The sequence below is a fragment of the Streptomyces narbonensis genome (genome assembly GCF_014649015.1).
Lineage (GTDB): Bacteria > Actinomycetota > Actinomycetes > Streptomycetales > Streptomycetaceae > Streptomyces > Streptomyces narbonensis.
In genome coordinates this window covers 48,931-64,533 of record NZ_BMSF01000017.1, presented here as the reverse complement: position 1 = coordinate 64,533, position 15,603 = coordinate 48,931, and the positions used below count along the sequence as shown (strand labels likewise).

At 72.1% G+C, this 15,603-nt stretch carries 13 protein-coding genes and 1 pseudogene; 5 read left to right on the top strand and 9 right to left on the bottom strand.

The window, feature by feature from the left end:
- The first annotated feature begins 96 nt into the window (after positions 1–96).
- Both IE124_RS27575 and fdhF read left to right on the top strand, forming a co-directional pair.
- Positions 97–1,737 carry an NADH-ubiquinone oxidoreductase-F iron-sulfur binding region domain-containing protein gene (locus IE124_RS27575; protein ID WP_229832926.1) on the top strand — a complete coding sequence of 547 codons (1,641 nt, stop codon included), beginning with the start codon at positions 97–99 and terminating at the stop codon, positions 1,735–1,737.
- Entirely contained in the window at positions 1,734–4,427 is a 2,694-nt protein-coding gene (fdhF, locus tag IE124_RS27570) for a formate dehydrogenase subunit alpha (RefSeq protein WP_189511533.1), read from the top strand. Before IE124_RS27575 ends, fdhF begins: the two co-directional genes overlap by 4 nt.
- A 10-nt stretch (positions 4,428–4,437) precedes the next feature.
- Here the strand turns inward: fdhF and IE124_RS27565 are convergent, their stop codons facing one another.
- Genes IE124_RS27565 through IE124_RS27530 form a run of 8 tightly spaced genes read right to left on the bottom strand, consistent with a single transcriptional unit; the run spans position 4,438 to position 12,181 of the window.
- On the bottom strand, positions 4,438–5,295 hold the full coding sequence (locus tag IE124_RS27565; RefSeq protein ID WP_189511532.1) for a universal stress protein: 858 nt from the start codon (positions 5,293–5,295) through the stop codon (positions 4,438–4,440).
- A complete protein-coding gene (locus IE124_RS27560; RefSeq protein WP_189511529.1) occupies positions 5,292–5,972 on the bottom strand; it encodes a CBS domain-containing protein in 681 nt (226 codons plus the stop codon). The genes IE124_RS27565 and IE124_RS27560 overlap by 4 nt, the downstream gene beginning before the upstream one ends.
- Positions 5,972–6,241 carry an acyl carrier protein gene (locus IE124_RS27555; protein WP_189511521.1) on the bottom strand — a complete coding sequence of 90 codons (270 nt, stop codon included), beginning with the start codon at positions 6,239–6,241 and terminating at the stop codon, positions 5,972–5,974. The genes IE124_RS27560 and IE124_RS27555 overlap by 1 nt, the downstream gene beginning before the upstream one ends.
- Positions 6,238–7,632 carry a dihydrolipoamide acetyltransferase family protein gene (locus IE124_RS27550; protein ID WP_189511519.1) on the bottom strand — a complete coding sequence of 465 codons (1,395 nt, stop codon included), beginning with the start codon at positions 7,630–7,632 and terminating at the stop codon, positions 6,238–6,240. The genes IE124_RS27555 and IE124_RS27550 overlap by 4 nt, the downstream gene beginning before the upstream one ends.
- A gap of 1 nt (position 7,633) precedes the next feature.
- On the bottom strand, positions 7,634–8,644 hold the full coding sequence (locus IE124_RS27545; RefSeq protein WP_189511518.1) for an alpha-ketoacid dehydrogenase subunit beta: 1,011 nt from the start codon (positions 8,642–8,644) through the stop codon (positions 7,634–7,636).
- A complete protein-coding gene (gene pdhA / locus IE124_RS27540; protein WP_189511516.1) occupies positions 8,641–9,705 on the bottom strand; it encodes a pyruvate dehydrogenase (acetyl-transferring) E1 component subunit alpha in 1,065 nt (354 codons plus the stop codon). The genes IE124_RS27545 and pdhA overlap by 4 nt, the downstream gene beginning before the upstream one ends.
- Positions 9,705–11,507, bottom strand: coding sequence for an acetate--CoA ligase (gene acsA / locus IE124_RS27535; RefSeq protein WP_189511514.1), 1,803 nt, complete (start codon positions 11,505–11,507; stop codon positions 9,705–9,707). Before acsA ends, pdhA begins: the two co-directional genes overlap by 1 nt.
- Positions 11,504–12,181 (bottom strand): CBS domain-containing protein, encoded by a 678-nt coding sequence (locus IE124_RS27530; RefSeq protein WP_189511512.1) that lies wholly within the window; start codon positions 12,179–12,181, stop codon positions 11,504–11,506. The genes acsA and IE124_RS27530 overlap by 4 nt, the downstream gene beginning before the upstream one ends.
- A 247-nt stretch (positions 12,182–12,428) precedes the next feature.
- Here IE124_RS27530 and IE124_RS36075 point away from each other — a divergent pair.
- From IE124_RS36075 to IE124_RS27515, 3 genes and pseudogenes are all read left to right on the top strand, one after another.
- Positions 12,429–12,608, top strand: a pseudogene (locus IE124_RS36075) (DUF1918 domain-containing protein); the annotation flags it as partial.
- A gap of 288 nt (positions 12,609–12,896) precedes the next feature.
- A complete protein-coding gene (locus IE124_RS27520) occupies positions 12,897–13,805 on the top strand; it encodes a universal stress protein (protein WP_189511508.1) in 909 nt (302 codons plus the stop codon).
- Positions 13,805–14,512, top strand: coding sequence for a helix-turn-helix domain-containing protein (locus IE124_RS27515; RefSeq protein ID WP_189511506.1), 708 nt, complete (start codon positions 13,805–13,807; stop codon positions 14,510–14,512). The genes IE124_RS27520 and IE124_RS27515 overlap by 1 nt, the downstream gene beginning before the upstream one ends.
- 89 nt (positions 14,513–14,601) lie before the next feature.
- Here the strand turns inward: IE124_RS27515 and IE124_RS27510 are convergent, their stop codons facing one another.
- Positions 14,602–15,465 (bottom strand): universal stress protein, encoded by an 864-nt coding sequence (locus IE124_RS27510; protein ID WP_189511504.1) that lies wholly within the window; start codon positions 15,463–15,465, stop codon positions 14,602–14,604.
- Between the last annotated feature and the right edge of the window lie 138 nt (positions 15,466–15,603).

The following is a 15,603-nucleotide window of genomic DNA, read 5'->3' as shown; positions in this document are numbered from 1 at the left end:
GGCCAGGATGCGGGCGGGGGCGCAGCCGGTCACTCTGGGAGCATGGCAGGTCGGACGCCCGGGGAGCGGGGGAGGCGACAAGACGCGCTCCGTGAGTTGACCGCACGGCACGGAGGGCGCGGGGGGCTGCTGCCTGCCGCGCTGGAACACGCCAGGTCGGGCACCAGTCGAGAGCCGGAGGCGTGGGCGCCCCGGGTCGCGGCGGCAGCCGGACTGCCGGCCGCCGCGGGGCTCGGTCCCGCCACCTACTTCGCCGATCTCGCCGCCCCGCGCGGCGAGCGGCATGTGCGGTTGTGTACCGCGGCGGCGTGCTTCGCCGCGCGGGGCGGTCGGCACCTGGCGGAGGTCGAACGCGCTCTCGGGGTGGGGGTTGGCACGGTCGACGAGGCGGGTTCGACCTCGCTGCAGGCCGTGCACTGCCTCGGCTACTGCTACGCGGGCCCAGCCGCCCTCGACGGCACTTCGCCCCGGGCGGGGCCCGACGTGGCCGACCAACTCGGCGGGCGGACCGAACCACGCGCGCCGGGCATCCCCGCGACCGATACCACCGGTGCGCCGGTCCTCCTCGCCGGCATCGCCGGAGGGCAGTCCGCCTGGGACGTGTGGCGCAGCGTGGTGACCGGCCTGAACCCCGAGGACGTGCAGGAGGAGATCGTCGCCTCGGGACTGCGCGGGCGCGGCGGCGCCGGGTTCCCGGTGGCCGACAAGTGGGCCGCGGCGGCGGGGAAGGCGGACACGATCGTCGTCGCCAACGGGGACGAGGGCGACCCGGGATCGTATGCCGACCGACTGCTCATGGAGGAGGACCCCGAGCGCGTCCTCGCGGGACTCGCCCTGGCCTGCTTCGCCTGTGGCGCCCGGCGGGGGACCGTTCTCGTCCGTTCCGAGTATCCGAAGGCCCTGGTCCGGCTGCGCCGGGCGGTGGAACGCGCGACCGGGGCCGGTGACCTGGCCCCCTCGGTGGAGGAATCCGGTCCGCGGCCGTTCGTCGAGATCGTCGAAGGCGCCGGTTCCTACGTCGCCGGCGAGGAGACCGCCCTGATCGCCCGACTCGAAGGCGCCCGCGGCTGCGCACGCCCCCGGCCTCCCTACCCCACGGACCACGGCCTGTGGGACATGCCGACCGTGGTGAACAACGTGGAGACCCTGGCGGCCGTGCCCTGGATCCTCGCCCACGGCGGAGCGTCCTACGCCCGACGCGGCGTACCGCACGAGACCGGCACCAAACTGGTCTGCCTGTCCGAACGCTTCGCCCGGCCAGGGGCCTACGAGGTCGAACTCGGCACTCCCGTGGACGAGATCGTCACCCGGTTCGGTGGTGGTCCCAAGGGCGACGGTGAACTCGTCGCCCTCCAGATCGGCGGCCCCCTCGGCGGGTTCCTCTCCGCGACCGCGCTCGACGTCCCGCTCACCACGGCAGCCCTTTCCGAGCGCGGTGTCGCCCTCGGTCACGCCGGTATGGTCGCCTTCGGCGCCGACATCGATCCGTACGAACTTCTCGGGCACATCTGGGAGTTCGCCGCCGACGAGAGCTGCGGAGCCTGCTCTCCCTGTCGGGTCGGTACCCGGCGAGGGCTCGAACTCGCGCAGCGTCAGGATGGGCCCGGGGAGTCCTACGGACGACTGGCACGGCTGATGGGTGAGGCGAGCCTCTGTGCCTTCGGCCGCCGTGTCCCCGCCGCCGTCCGTAGCCTGGCCCGAGCCTACGGGCCGCCCTTGGAGGCATGGGAACGATGACACGACTCCATGTCGACGGCGTACGGGTCGAACTGCCGGGCGGAGCCTCCCTGCTCGACGCGGTGCGGGCCACCGGGGCGGACCTGCCCGCTCTCTGCCACGACGACCGTCTCCGGCCGGCCGGCTCCTGCCGCACCTGCCTGGTCCGCGCCGACGGGCGGACCGTCGCCGCCTGCGTCACGCCCGCCACGTCGGGACTCACCGTCGTCACCGCCGACGAGGGCATACGCGATCTGCGCCGGGACGCCGTCGCCCTGATCGCCTCGGCGCTGCCGCCACACGCGCTCGCCGACAGTGCGCACAGCGAACTGGCCCAGGTGTGTCGGGCCTTGGGAATTCCGGCGGACACGGCGACCGCTGACCCCACGTACCGCCGGGACGAGAGTCACCCGTACGTCCGACTCGACCAGGACCTGTGCATCGCGTGCGGACGCTGCGTACGGATGTGCTCCGACGTCCAGGGCACCTTCGCGCTCACCCTCACCAGGCGCGGTGCCGACACGGTCGCCGCCCCCGGTACCGGCGGCCCTTGGGCCGAGTCCGACTGCGTGTCCTGCGGCGGATGTGTCGACACCTGCCCGACGGGGGCGATCTCCCAGCCAGGGCCCGGCCAGGGCCTCACCTCGCGGCAGGCTCCCACAGGTCGCGTGCGCACCACCTGCGGCTACTGCGGAGTCGGCTGCGCTCTCGACGTCGTCGTCCGCGAGGACCGTGTCACCGCCGTCCTGCCCGCCAGGGACGGGCCGGTCAATCAAGGCCACGCCTGCGTCAAAGGACGCTTCGCGTACGGGTACCTCGGCTCCGCGGAACGTCTCACCGAGCCCCTGGTCCGTGAGAACGGAGTCCTGAGGAAGGCGAGTTGGGCCGAAGCGGTTGGTAGGGTCGCCGACGGCCTGCGCGCCGCGGTGCGTGACGGCGGCCCCGACGCGGTCGCCGCGATCTCCTCCGCCCGGGCCACCAACGAGGAGAACTACCTCGTACAGAAGTTCCTGCGGACCGTCATCGGCACCAACAACGTCGACAACTGCTCCCGCCTCTGCCACGCCCCTTCCGCCGCCGGACTCACCGCCTCCTTCGGGCGCGCCGGCGGCACCGACCCCTTCGACGACGTCGAGACCGCCGACTGCCTCCTGGTCGTCGGCGCCAATCCCGTCGAAGCCCACCCCGTCGTCGGTGCTCGCCTCCTTCAACGGGCCCTCGCGGGCGCCTCCCTGATCGTGGCCGACCCCCGTGCCGTGGGCCTCGCCCGACATGCCGACGTTCACCTGCGTCCCCGACCCGGTACGAACGTCGCCCTCTTCCACGGCCTCGCCCACGTCCTCGTCGGCGAAGGCCTGACCGATGCGGACTTCCTCCGCGACCGCGCCACCGGACTGGACGAGCTCGCCGACCTGCTGGCCGACTACCCGCCCGCGCGGGTCGCCGAGATCACCGGAGTCCCGGCCGAGGACATCAGGCGGGCCGCCCGGCTCTACGGCGCCGCCGAGCGCCCCGCCGTCCTGTACGGGCTCGGGGTCACGGAGCACCTCCACGGCACCGACGGTGTACGCACCCTGGCGAACCTCCCCATCCTGCGGGGAGCCGTCGGCGGCACCGGCCGCGGGTTCGGCATCAGCCCCCTGCGCGGCCAGAACAACGTGCAAGGCGCCTCTGACATGGGCGCCCTGCCCGACCTGCTGCCCGGCTACGGCCGTGTCACCGACCCGGAGGCCCGCGCCCGTGCCGAGGCGGTGTGGGGCCGACCGGTCCCCGAGCGGCCGGGTATGCGCATCCCCGAGATGTTCGTGGCGGCCCGGGAGGGCCGACTGAGGGCGCTGTGGGTCATCGGTGAGGACGTGTGCGCGACCGACCCCGACAGCCGACGGGTCGCCGAAGCCCTCGACGCCTGCCCGCTCGTCGTCGTCAACGAGCTCTTCCTCGGGGAGACCGCCCGACACGCCGACGTCGTCCTGCCCGTGGCCTCGTGGCTGGAGAAGGACGGAACCTTCGTGAACTTCGACCGGCGCTTCCAACGCGTACGGCAGGCGGTGGTTCCGCCTGGAACAGCGCGCTCCGACTTCCAGGTGGTGCACGCCGTCGCCGAAGCGCTCGGTGCCGACCTGGGCTGCTCCACCCCTGCAGCGGCGCTGGCCGAGTGCGGACGTGTGACGCCGCTGTTCGCAGGCCTCTCGCACGCGCGGCTCGATCGGGAGAACGCGGTCCCCTGGCCCTGCCCCGCGCCGGACAGGCCAGGTGAATCCACGCTGTACGTAGAGGAGTTCTCCACACCGGACGGGCGCGCCCACCTGTCGGCGGCTCCCTATCTGCCACCAGGCGAGGCCCCGGACCAGGACTACCCGCTGGTGCTCGTCACCGGCCGCCGATGGGCTCACTACAACTCCGGGAGCATGACCCGGCGCGGCGGCAACCTGCTCCTCGACGCGTCCGACCGCCTGGACCTGACCGCGGAGGACGCCGCGCGATTCGGTGTGCGGGACGGCACCGCGGTCACCGTCGAGAGCCGTCACGGACAGGCGCGACTGGTCGCCCGCGTCGGGACGGAACCTGCCCCCGGACAGGTCTTCTGCGCCTTCCACTTCCCGGACAGTGGCGTCAACTCCCTCACCTCGGAGCACGCCGACACCGTGACCTCGTGTCCGGAGTACAAGGTCACGGCGGTACGGCTGCGTCCGACGGTGCCCGAGAACTGACCGGCACCGATCAGTCGTGGGGAACGAGGGCCACGGGTACGGGGCTGTGGTGCAGGACGGCGTGGGCCACGCTGCCGATGTGCGCGCCGAGCGTCGAACGGCGGGTGCGGCGGCCCACCACCACGAGGGAGGCCTCCCGGGCGACCGCCAGCAGTTCGAGTCCGGCCGATCCGACCGCCACGCGGGCGACCGCCTCGACGTCGGGATACTTGGTCCTCCACGGTTCCAGCATGACCTCCACCGAACGCTTGATCTCCGGAACCATGGAGAGCCTGAAGTCCGGGACCATGGCGGGCCCCATTCCCGCGTGCAGCGGGAGCTGCTGTACGTAGACGACGACGACCTGGGTGTGCCGTCGCGCGGCTTCCTCGAAGGCGAAGCCCAGCACGGAGTCCACGGGCTGCCGCACGTCGGCCCCGACCACGACGGGCCCCCGTGGAGTGCCGCCCGCGCCGACGGCCCGTACGAGCACGACGGGACGCTCGACGACACCGGCGACCGTCAGGCCGACCGAGCCGAGGAGGTACCCGGTCATGCTGCCGAGCGCGCGTGAGCCGAGGACAAGCAGCTCACCCTCCTCGGCCGCGGCGACGAGACCCGGGACGGGGGCCGATGGCAGCATCCGGGAGGTCACCGACAGGCCGGGATGGCGCTCGCGCAGCGCATCTGCGGTGCGTGCCATCATCTCCCTGGCCCACGGTTCCTCGGACTCCCACTCCACGAGCGACAGAGCGGCCTCCGGTACCGGTTCCTTCGCGTACACCAGATGTACGTCCGTGCCGCGCAGCAGTGCCTCCTCGGCCGCCCACTCCGCAGCTGCCTCGGCCTGCTCCGTGCCGTCCAGACCGACCACGATGCTCCGCGTCATGACCGTCCACCTCCTCGTTCGGTGTCGTCGACGTCGTACGCGAGACGCGTGCAGGAGACGGTGACCACGCCATCCACGGTGGCGCACATGCGCTCGATCGCCGGCAGCATGCCACGGAACGGCAGCCTCCCGCGGAGCTCCACCCGCCCGTCGTGCACGTCGACGGCAACGGCGCTCGGTTCGAGACGCAGCGTGTCACCGAGCACGTCCTCGACGATCTCCCGACGGATGTCGTCGTCCTCGCGGAGGAAGACGCCCAGGAGGTCACGACGGCTCACGATGCCCACCAGGTGGTCGTCACCGTCGACGACGACGAGCCGCTTGACCCTCTGAACCTCCATGAGGCGTGCCGCCTCGGCCACGGTCCAGTCCGGGCGGGCGCACACCGCGGGGGCGGACATCAGCTCCTCGGCGCGCGTCCCCCCGGCCTTCGCGCGCTCCCACGCCTCCAGGTCCGGAACGGCCGGCATGCCATTCGGTGCGGCGGCCTGGTCGGCGGTCTTGCGCAGCAGATCGCCCTCCGACACCACCCCGACCACCCGGCCCTCGCCCTCCACCACGGGTACAGCGGTCACCCGGTGCTCCGAGAGGGTGCGGACGATCTCCTTGAACGCGGTGTCGCCGCGGACGCTCACCACGTCGCGGGTCATCAGCTGGTCGATCCTGCGGTGGCGCATCATCCGCTCCTTCCTCGTGCGGACGCATCAGCCTCGGCCACCAGGCGATCGGCGCAGCCGCCCCAGGTGTCGAGGGCCGGATAGTCGTCCTCGGTGAGTTCCGTGCCGCTGAGTTCGGAGAGGGCTTCGACGAACTCGAGGAAGTCCAGCGAATCCATCTCGAACGTGTCCCGCAGGGACGCGCCGGGATCGAGCCCGGTGAAGTCGGCGTCGGGGACGACACGCTGCACGGCGTGCCGGACGAACGCCTTCGCCTGGTCGTGGTTCACAGTTCCTCCGGTCGTTGCAGGAGCTTGTCCAGCGTGGTCAGGAGGCGCGCGCCGGTGGCGCCGTCGGCCGCTCGGTGGTCGGCGGACAGCGTTGCCGTCACCACGGGACGCACTCCCAGCAGGCCGTTCACGGCCACCGGCCGCTCGACGATGCGGCCGAGGCCGACGAGCGCGACCTGCGGCGGGTAGACGACGCCGAACACGGCCTCGACGCCCTGGTCGCCGAGGTTCGTGACGGTGAGACTGGGGTCGGCGGTCTCGGACGCCTTGAGCCGTCCGCCCCTTGCCCGCGCCACCAGGTCCTTGAGCGCGGCCATCACCTCGGCCACGGAGAGCGTGTCGGCGCGGGCGAGGGACGGCGCGGCAAGGCCACCGCCCCGCAGGGAGACGGCGACGCCGAGCCGCACCTCGTCCGCCGGGACGAAGCCGTCGTCGACCCAGTGCCCGTTGAGCCCGGGCACCTTCCGTGCAGCCAGCGCGACGGCCTTGAGGATGAGTGCGGCGGGCACCAGACGGGCGGACAGGGGCAGTTCGCGATTGCGGGCGCGCATCCACTCCAGGGCCGCCGCCATGTCCACGGTCGTGGAGAGGTAGAAGTGCGGAATCTCCCGCTTGGATCGGCTCATGAGCCGGGCGGTCGCCGCCCGTGCCACATTCGGGACGGCCGGCCGCGGCGCGCCCTCGGCTGCCGCGGCGGAACGGACGTCCTCCGCACGGACGGTGCCGCCCCGGCCCGTGCCGGTCACCTGGGCGAGGTCGACGCCGAGTTCCGTGGACAGCCGCCGCGCGAGCGGTGAGGACCTCACGCGCCGCGGAATCTCACGTTCTCCGTTCGAGTCGTCGGTGCGCACCGGTCTCGGCGGCCGTGCCGTCGGCGTGGTCTTCTCCTCGGGCGGGGAAGCGCTCCGCTTCCGTCGCACCGGCTCCGCGCCCGGCTGTCGCCTGGTGGCGGTGCGCGTGGACTCCGCCGGGCCGACGGACCCGTCGTGCCCTGGCGCTCGTGCAGGTTCCGGTTCCGCGTGCTCCACGTCCGCGCGGGTGATCCTGCCTCCCGGGCCCGAACCGTGGACGGCGGCGAGGTCGACGTGCCGGTCCTGGGCGAGCCGGCGGACCAGGGGCGTCGACGGGGGCCGGTCCGTGGTGGGTGTGCCTTCGGTGGTCGTGCCGATGCGTGCCAGCGGGGTGCCCACGGGCACGGTGGTGCCCTCGTCGACGAGGAGGGTGTCGACCGTACCGCTCTCGAAGCACTCCACCTCGATCGCGGACTTGGCGGTCTCGACGACCGCGACGACGTCACCGCGCGCCACCCGGTCGCCGGGATGCACCAGCCACTGGGAGAGCGTGCCCTCGTCCATGTCGGCGCCGAGGGAGGGCATCGTGAACTCGGCCATCTCAGCTCACCACCCGGTGCGCCGCCGCCACGATTCCGGCAGGCTGGGGGAGTGCCGCCTCCTCCAGCCGGTGGGCGTAGGGGATGGGGACCTCCGCGCTGCACACCCGCTCGACGGGCGAGTCGAGTTCGAAGAACGCCTGCTCGCAGATGCGCGATGCGATCTCGGCGGAGAGACTGCCGCTGCGCCAGCCCTCGTCGACCACGACGGCACGGTGGGTCCGCCTGACCGAGCCGACGATCGTGGCGTCGTCCAGGGGCCGTAGCGTGCGCAGGTCGACGACCTCCGCGCTGATCCCCTCGCCCGACAGTTGCTCCGCGGCTTCGAGGGCCTTGGACACGCAACCGCCGTACGCGACGACGGTGACGTCGGTGCCCTCGCGGCGGACGGCCGCGCGGTCCAGGTCGACCTCCTGGATCGCCGGGTCGAGCGTTCCGGCCGCGTTGTAGAGACTGCCGTGCTCGAAGAACATGACCGGATCAGGGTCGGCCAACGCGGCCGACAGCATGTGGCGGGCGTCGTCGACCGTGGCCGGAGCCAGGACACGGAGGCCGGGGATGTGGGCGTACCAGCCTTCGAGACTGTGGGAGTGCTGGGCAGCCAGCTGCCGTCCCGCACCCGTCGTCATGCGGATCACCAGGGGCACACCGAGCTGCCCGCCGGACATGTGCCGCAGCGTGGCCGCGTTGTTGAGGATCTGATCGAGCGCCAGCAGGCTGAAATTTACCGTCATGATCTCCACGACCGGCCTCAGTCCGGCCAGCGCGGCGCCGATTCCGGCTCCGACGAACGCGGATTCCGACAAGGGCGTGTCCCGGACCCGGTCCGGGCCGAACTCTTCCAGCAGGCCCAGGCTCACCCCGAAGCAGCCGCCGTAGCGGCCCACGTCCTCACCCATCAGGAAGACCCGGTCGTCCGAGGCCAGGGCCTCGCGCAGTGCCTCGCGCAGGGCGTCCCTGTACGTCGTGGTGTCGTCGTCGGGATGTGCCCGCGGACGTGTGCGCGTGCTCATGCCTGAGCCTCCTCGTATCGGCCTGTGACATGCAGCAGCAGATCCTCGGGCGGCTCCTCGGGGGCCTGTTCGGCCGCCCGGACGGCGTGGTCGATCTCCTCGGCGACCTGGTGCTCCACGTCGTCCAGAGTGGCGGTGTCGAGGAGTCCGGCCGTACGCATGCCGTCGGCGAGACCGGTGACGGGGTCGTGCCGCTTCCACTCCTCGACCTCCTCCTTCGCCCGGTACCGGTCCGGGTCGTACATGGAGTGCGCGCGGAACCGATACGTCCGCATCTCCAGGAAGTGTGGTCCGCTGCCGGCGCGCATGGACTCGACCGCGCCGCGCGCCGCCTTCTCCACGGCGTGCACGTCCATGCCGTCGACGGCCCAAGCGGCCATGCCGTACGACGCCGCCCGCATCGCCAGGTCCGTCTGGGCGTGTTCGCGGGCGAGGGCCGTTCCCATCGCGTACAGGTTGTTCTCGCAGACGAAGAGCACGGGCAGTCCCCAGAGCGCCGCCAGGTTGGCGGTCTCGTGGAACTCGCCCTCGGCGAAGGCCCCGTCACCGAAGAAGCAGCAGGTGACCCTCCGATCGCTGCGCAGCCGGTCGGCGAGCGCCAGGCCCGCCGCGAGCGGCAGTCCGCCGCCCACGATCGCGTTGCCGCCGTAGAAGCGGCGATCGGCGTCGAAGAGGTGCATGGACCCGCCGCGGCCGTGGCTGCACCCGGTGGTCTTCCCGTACATCTCCGCCATCACGGCCTCGGGTGGTATCCCGCGGGCCAGCGCGTGGCCGTGCTCGCGGTACGTGGAGACGACCGCGTCCCGCTCGTCGAGCGCCTGGTGTACGCCGACCGCCACCGCCTCCTCGCCGATGTAGAGGTGGACGAAGCCCCGGATCGCCGCTGCGCTGTACAGCTCGACGCACCGTTCCTCGAACCGCCGGATGAGCAGCATCCGCCGCAGCAGGTCCAGGTCGTGGGCTGCCACAGGTGTCCGGGAAGCCGTCGCGGGTCCGTGTGCGCGACGCGGGCGCTTCGCCTTCGGCGTTTCGGCGGACGTGCCGCCGTGTGCGGTGGCCATCACGACTCCTCCTCGGAGGGCTCGGCCGTCCCGGCCGGTCCGGGTGTCTCCAGCGTCGACACGTCGCCTTCGGGCAGGCCCAGTTCGCGGGCCCGCAGCAGGCGGCGCATCACCTTGCCGCTGCGGGTGTGGGGCAGATCCTCGACGAACTCGATCTCCCGGGGTGCGACGGCCGGGCCGAGGCGCCGGCGGGCGAACGCCATGACGTCGCGCCGCAGTTCGGTGTCGGGCGGACACTCGGGGCGCGGCAGCACGAACGCCTTGACGATCGAGCCGGCCAGTGGGTCAGGGCGTCCGATGACGCCGGCTTCGGCGACGGCCGGATGCTCCATGAGCGCGCTCTCCACCTCGAAAGGCCCGATGAGGTGCCCCGCGGACTTGATGACGTCGTCGGCGCGGCCCACGAACCAGTACCAGCCGTCGGTGTCGCGGCTGACGAGGTCGCCGGTCAGGTACCACCCCTCGGCGAAGCACGCCTCGTATCGGTGCGGTTCGTGCAGGTAGGCGCGGAACATCGACGGCCAGCCCGCCCGCAGGGCGAGCTCGCCCTGAGCACCCGGTTCCCGGAGGACGTGGACCCGCCCGCCGGTGATCGCGGCCCGGCCGTCCTCGCCGCATGCCAGTACGGCGGCTTCGACGCCGGGAACCGGTCGGCCCATCGAACCGGGCCGCACGGGATCGGCCGCGAAGTTGGCGATCATGATGGCACCGGTCTCGGTCTGCCACCAGGTGTCGTGGACAGGTAGCCCCAGCGCCTCCCGGCCCCAGTGCACGGCCTCGGGGTTCAGTGGCTCGCCGACGCTCGCGACGAACCGGAGCGACGAGAGGTCGTGCCGCGCGGCGGGTGTCGGCTCGCCGTCGCGCGGTGTGGCCCGCATGAGCATGCGGAGCGCGGTGGGCGCGGTGTACCAGACGGTGACGTGTTGGTCGGCGAGGATGCGGTACCAGCGCTTCGGGGCGAATTCCCCTTCGTCCACGACGGTCGTCACCCCGTGGGTGAGCGGGGCGATGATGCCGTACGACATGCCGGTGACCCAGCCGGGGTCCGCGGTGCACCAGAAGACGTCGCCCTCGTGCAGGTCCAGGGCGTAGGCGGCGGTGACGTGATGGGCGAGGACCGCCTCGTGCACGTGTACCGCGCCCTTGGGGGCCCCTGTGGTGCCGCTGGTGAAGTGCAACAGTGCCGGCTCCGCCGGATCGGTCGGGCCGACCGTGTACGTGTCCGGCGCGGCGGCCGTGAGGGCGGGGAAGGAGAGGGTGTCCGGGGGCGGGGCGGCCCCGGGGTCGAGAAGCAGGACGTGCCGCAGGTGGGGAAGACGGGACCGTACCGGGGCCACCTTGCGTTCGTACAGTTCGCGGGTCGTGACGAGCGCCCGGGCGTTGCCCAGCTCCATGCGGAGTGCGACGGGTTCGGGACCGAAGGCGCTGAACAGGGGACACACGACTCGGCCGGCGCGCAGCGTGCCGAGGACGGTGCTGTACAGCTCGAACCGCCGGCCGAGCAGGGTGAACACCCGCTCGCCGCGTTCCAGGCCGAGCGTCTCCAGCACGTGCGCGAAGCGGGAGCTCTCGGCTGCGAGCCCGGCGAAGCTGACCGTCCGGACGGATCCGTCGCGGGCGATGCAGCGCAACGCGGCCTGCTCGCCGTGGCCCTCGCGCAGGTGCCGGTCGACCGCCTCGTACCCGATGTTGATGCCGCCGTCCGGCAGCCCGGCGAGCCGTGACCGTTCCCGTCGCCAGGAGAAGACGGCCAGGGCGCTGTCGTAGTCGGGCATGACCGGTGAGACCCACAGGGCGTTCATCGCGGGGGCTCCACGGCGAGCGCGAGGTTGTCGTGGGCGTACTCGATCGATTCGTGCAGGGCGACGACTCCGTCGACCGAGCGGCAGAGTCGCACGATCACGCGGATGTCGGCCCGCTCCTCGACCCGGCCCGTCAGGCTGACGACTCCGTCGTCGATGGTCACGCGGATCGTGCCGGGGGCCAGGCGCAGCGTGTCGCCCAGGACGTCGTGCTCGATCTCGTCACGGATCGCGGTGTCACTGCGCAGGAAGGGCCGCAGCAGGTCGCTACGGCTGATGATCCCGACGAGCCGACCGGTCTCGTCGGTCACGGGCAGTCTCTTCACCGCCTTGCGCTGCATCGTCCGGGCCGTCTCGACCAGATTCCAGTTCGCCTGTGCCGTGACGGCCGGCGAGGTCATCAGTTGGGAGGCCGTCTCCGCATCGGGGAGACCCCGCTCCTGGGACAGCAGCCGGACACCCGCCCAACGGCCCTCCAGGTCGGGGAGCTCGGCGGTGGAACGCAGCAGGTCGGCCTCCGAGACCACTCCGAGCAGGCGTCGGTCGGCGTCGACGACCGGGACCGCCGAGACGCCGTGGTCGGCGAAGAGCCGCGCGATCTGCTTGAACGGGGTCTCCGGGGCGGCGGTGACCACGTCATGGGTCATCACTTCGAAAACCGTGCGGTGCTGCATGACGGTCCTCCTTCACGGGACGCGGCCGCCCCGGTTCTCACTCTGCTGTGCGCATCCCACCCCGGGCAGTGCCGAATGGTCCCCATCCGGGACTGTTTGCCCCTATGGCGGCCGGCCGGCCGGGACGCACGGTGGAGAAGGCGAGAGAGCCCGTCCCGGGAGGACCGCGGCCGGGCGCTCGTGCCGGGAGGCGAGAACCATGACCGCGACCGGAGCACGACAAGGCCAGGAGAAGCCCCGCGCCGGATTGTGGGCTCGCGTCGGCGACCGGCTGATCGTGGGGGGCGCCACGGTCGGGGACGAGGGGCGTGACGGTGAGATCGTCGGACTGCACCATCCGGACGGCACTCCGCCCTTCGACGTCCGATGGTCGGACACGGGCCGGGTCACCGAGGTGTTCCCGGGCCCGGACGCGCGGGTCCAGCACTTTCTGCCGCACGACACGAGAGAGGCTGGACCTGGGAAGGCCGCTGAGCAGTCCTGAACTCCGCCGTCGCGGCCACCACGCCGGGCGTCGACGACCTCCGGTGTTCCGAGCACCGCGCGATCAGGATCCGCGAGAAGCGGAAGGGCCCTCCTCCCATCGTGTCTCCCCGTTGTCACCACACCTGGTCCGGGCGGGCCACGCCCGGGACCGACCGGCCCTATCCGGCCCCTTCCGCCCGGTGCGAGCGTGGCAGCAGACCTCCACACGACTCGGAAGGCGGTGGGCACGATGGAATCGCCCCTGGTGGTAGGAGTGGTCGGAGTCGACGGGTCCGACGCCAGTCTCACGGCTGTGGACTGGGCCGTCGACGAAGCGGTACGGCACGCCGTTCCTCTGCGTATCGTCCACGCCTCCATGTGGGAACGGTACGAGGGAGTCGTGCCGACGTGGAGTACGGACCGACCCTCGGGTCAGATCCTCGCCGAGAACATCGCCGCCATCGCGGCCGAACGCGCCCGCCGTCGTGCACCCGACCTCCCGCTCACCACGGAGATCGTCGCCGAGGACGCGTCGCAGGCGTTGCTCAGGGAGGGACGAGAGGGCGCGATCCTCGTCGTCGGGTCACGCGGGCGTGGCGAGTTCGCCGACCTTTTGCTCGGATCCGTCAGCCTCATCGTGGCCGCCCGTGCCCCCTGCCCGGTCGTCGTCGTCCGGGGGGACCGGCAGGCCCTGGAAGTACGCCACGGGCGCGTCCTGCTCGGGGTGGGCGAGCACGACCTGGATTCGCCGGCCGTGCGGTTCGCCTTCCGTGAGGCGGCCGTCCGGGACGCGGAGCTCGACGTCGTCCGCGCCTGGCGACGGCCCGCCCATGAACCGGCCGACCACCTGCTCATGAGGCGTGCCGGGGCGGCCTACTTCACGGAAGGGGCTTCCGAGCTGCTCGAGAAGGCCCTTGAGGCCGCGGCGTCCGAACATCCCCAGGTGCGCCTGCGCAGGAGCACCGTCGAAGGCCCCGCCCACAAGGTGCTGACCGAGCGCTCCGCCGCCGCCGACCTGCTGGTCGTCGGCGCCAGGCGCCGGGACGGGCTCGTCGGCCTGGAGCTCGGCAGGGTCGCCCACCGAGCTCTGCACCACGCCTCGTGCCCGGTCGCCGTCGTGCCCCAGCGGCGCCCCGTGACCACGGAGGGAGACCAGTGATGAACACGCCTGGTGAACCGCATTCCTCGCACGCCACGAGCGACCTCGGCCGCCGCGTCGCGTCCAGGCGCACCCGACTCGGTCTGTCCTGGGAGGACGTGGCCGAACGGGCCGGCTCCACGCCCGGCTTCATCGCCTACGTGGAGCAGGAGGTGGCCACCCCGGGGATCGAGTTCCTGGTCCGGCTCGCGAACGCGCTGGAGACCACCGTCCAGGACCTCACCGGGTACACGTCGGACCTCGCGCCCGGCGGGGCCCGCGCCGGGTACCGGGCACGGATGGAGGAGATCGGCGAGACCGAGTGCTGGGAGCTGCTCGACGGCCACGGCGTCGGCCGGGTCGCCGTCGAAGGACGGGACGGGCTGATGGTGATCCCCGTGAACTACCAGGTCGTCGACGGGGAGATCGCCTTCATGACCGCCGCGGACTCGACCCTCGCGCGCGCCTCGACGTCCGGCGTGGAGGTCGCCTTCGAGGAGGACCACCTGGACGAAGCCTTCAGCCAGGGCTGGAGCGTGCTCCTCGTCGGTCCGACACGCACGGTGTCGGACGAGGCCGCGGTACGGAGGATCAAGGACGCCGTCCACTCGGAGCCGTGGGCAGGGGCCGGGCGGGACACCGTGGTGACCCTCTCGCCGCGCCGAGTGACCGGACGGCGCATTCAGGTGCCGGGCGCGCCCGGCACGCTGTCCGGGCCTGCTGGCTAGGTATACAACTGCTGGACGTTGGTCACACGTGTATGCCCCACACCCGTACGACTGTGCGGCTGAGCGCTGACCGGCCCGGCACCTACAGGTCAGGTCAAGGGGACGACGGCGACCGGCGCGGGACTGTGGTGAATGACCGCGTGGGCGACATGACCCAGGTGCGGGCCGAGGGGGACGTTCAGGCTCCGGCGTCCCACGATGAGGAGTTGCGCGGTCTGCGACGCCTCGACCAGTTGGAAGGCGGGCGAGCCCACCACAGGCTTGGCCTCCACCTCCACGCCCGCGTACCGCTTCCGCCAAGGCTCCAACAGGTCGTCCAGACCCTCGAGGAGGTGGCTGCCGAGTTCCTCCCCGACCGCCGGGTCCATGATGGCCGCGTAGCCGTACGAGGCGGGAAGCGTCCAGCTGTGGAGGAATCGCAGAGGCATGCCCCTGCGGGCGGCTTCGGAGAAGGAGAACGCGAGCAGGGCTTCGCACGGGTGGTGGATGTCGACGCCCACCACGATGCCGCCCTCCGGAGCTTCCCGGTCGTCCGTCGCGCGTACGAGGACGACCGGCTGTCGGGCCGCGCCGACGACGGCAAGGGAGACCGAGCCCACGAGGAAGCCGCGGACGCCGCCGAGTCCGCGCGAACCCAGGGCCGTCAGATCCGCCTCGTTCGCGGCGGCCGTCAGTTCCTCGGCTGCCCGGCCGTGCGCGTACTCCGTGATGACCTCGAGGTCGGGATGGTCCTTCCGCGCTCGGTCCGTCTCCTCCCGCATCAACCGCGCGGTCTGCTCGTCGTGGGCACGTGTGCGGGCGTACGCCATGGGTACTTCCGGCAGGCTCGGCCATTCCTCCACGTGCACCAGCCTGAGGGGCACTTCGCGGAGCACTGCTTGCGCCGCGGCCCAACGGGCGGCGGCGAGGCTTTCAGCAGAGCCGTCGAGACCGACGGTGACCTGTGCTGTCATGGCGTGCCTCCTTCGTCGAAACCTCTCCGCGCGGCCCCGCCCCGACTCCGGATCGGACAGGACATCTCACCTTTCAGGTTGGTGCCCCGTCGCTTTCCGGCAGCAGGGCCGGGCAGGTCACGATCGGGGCCGAACGGC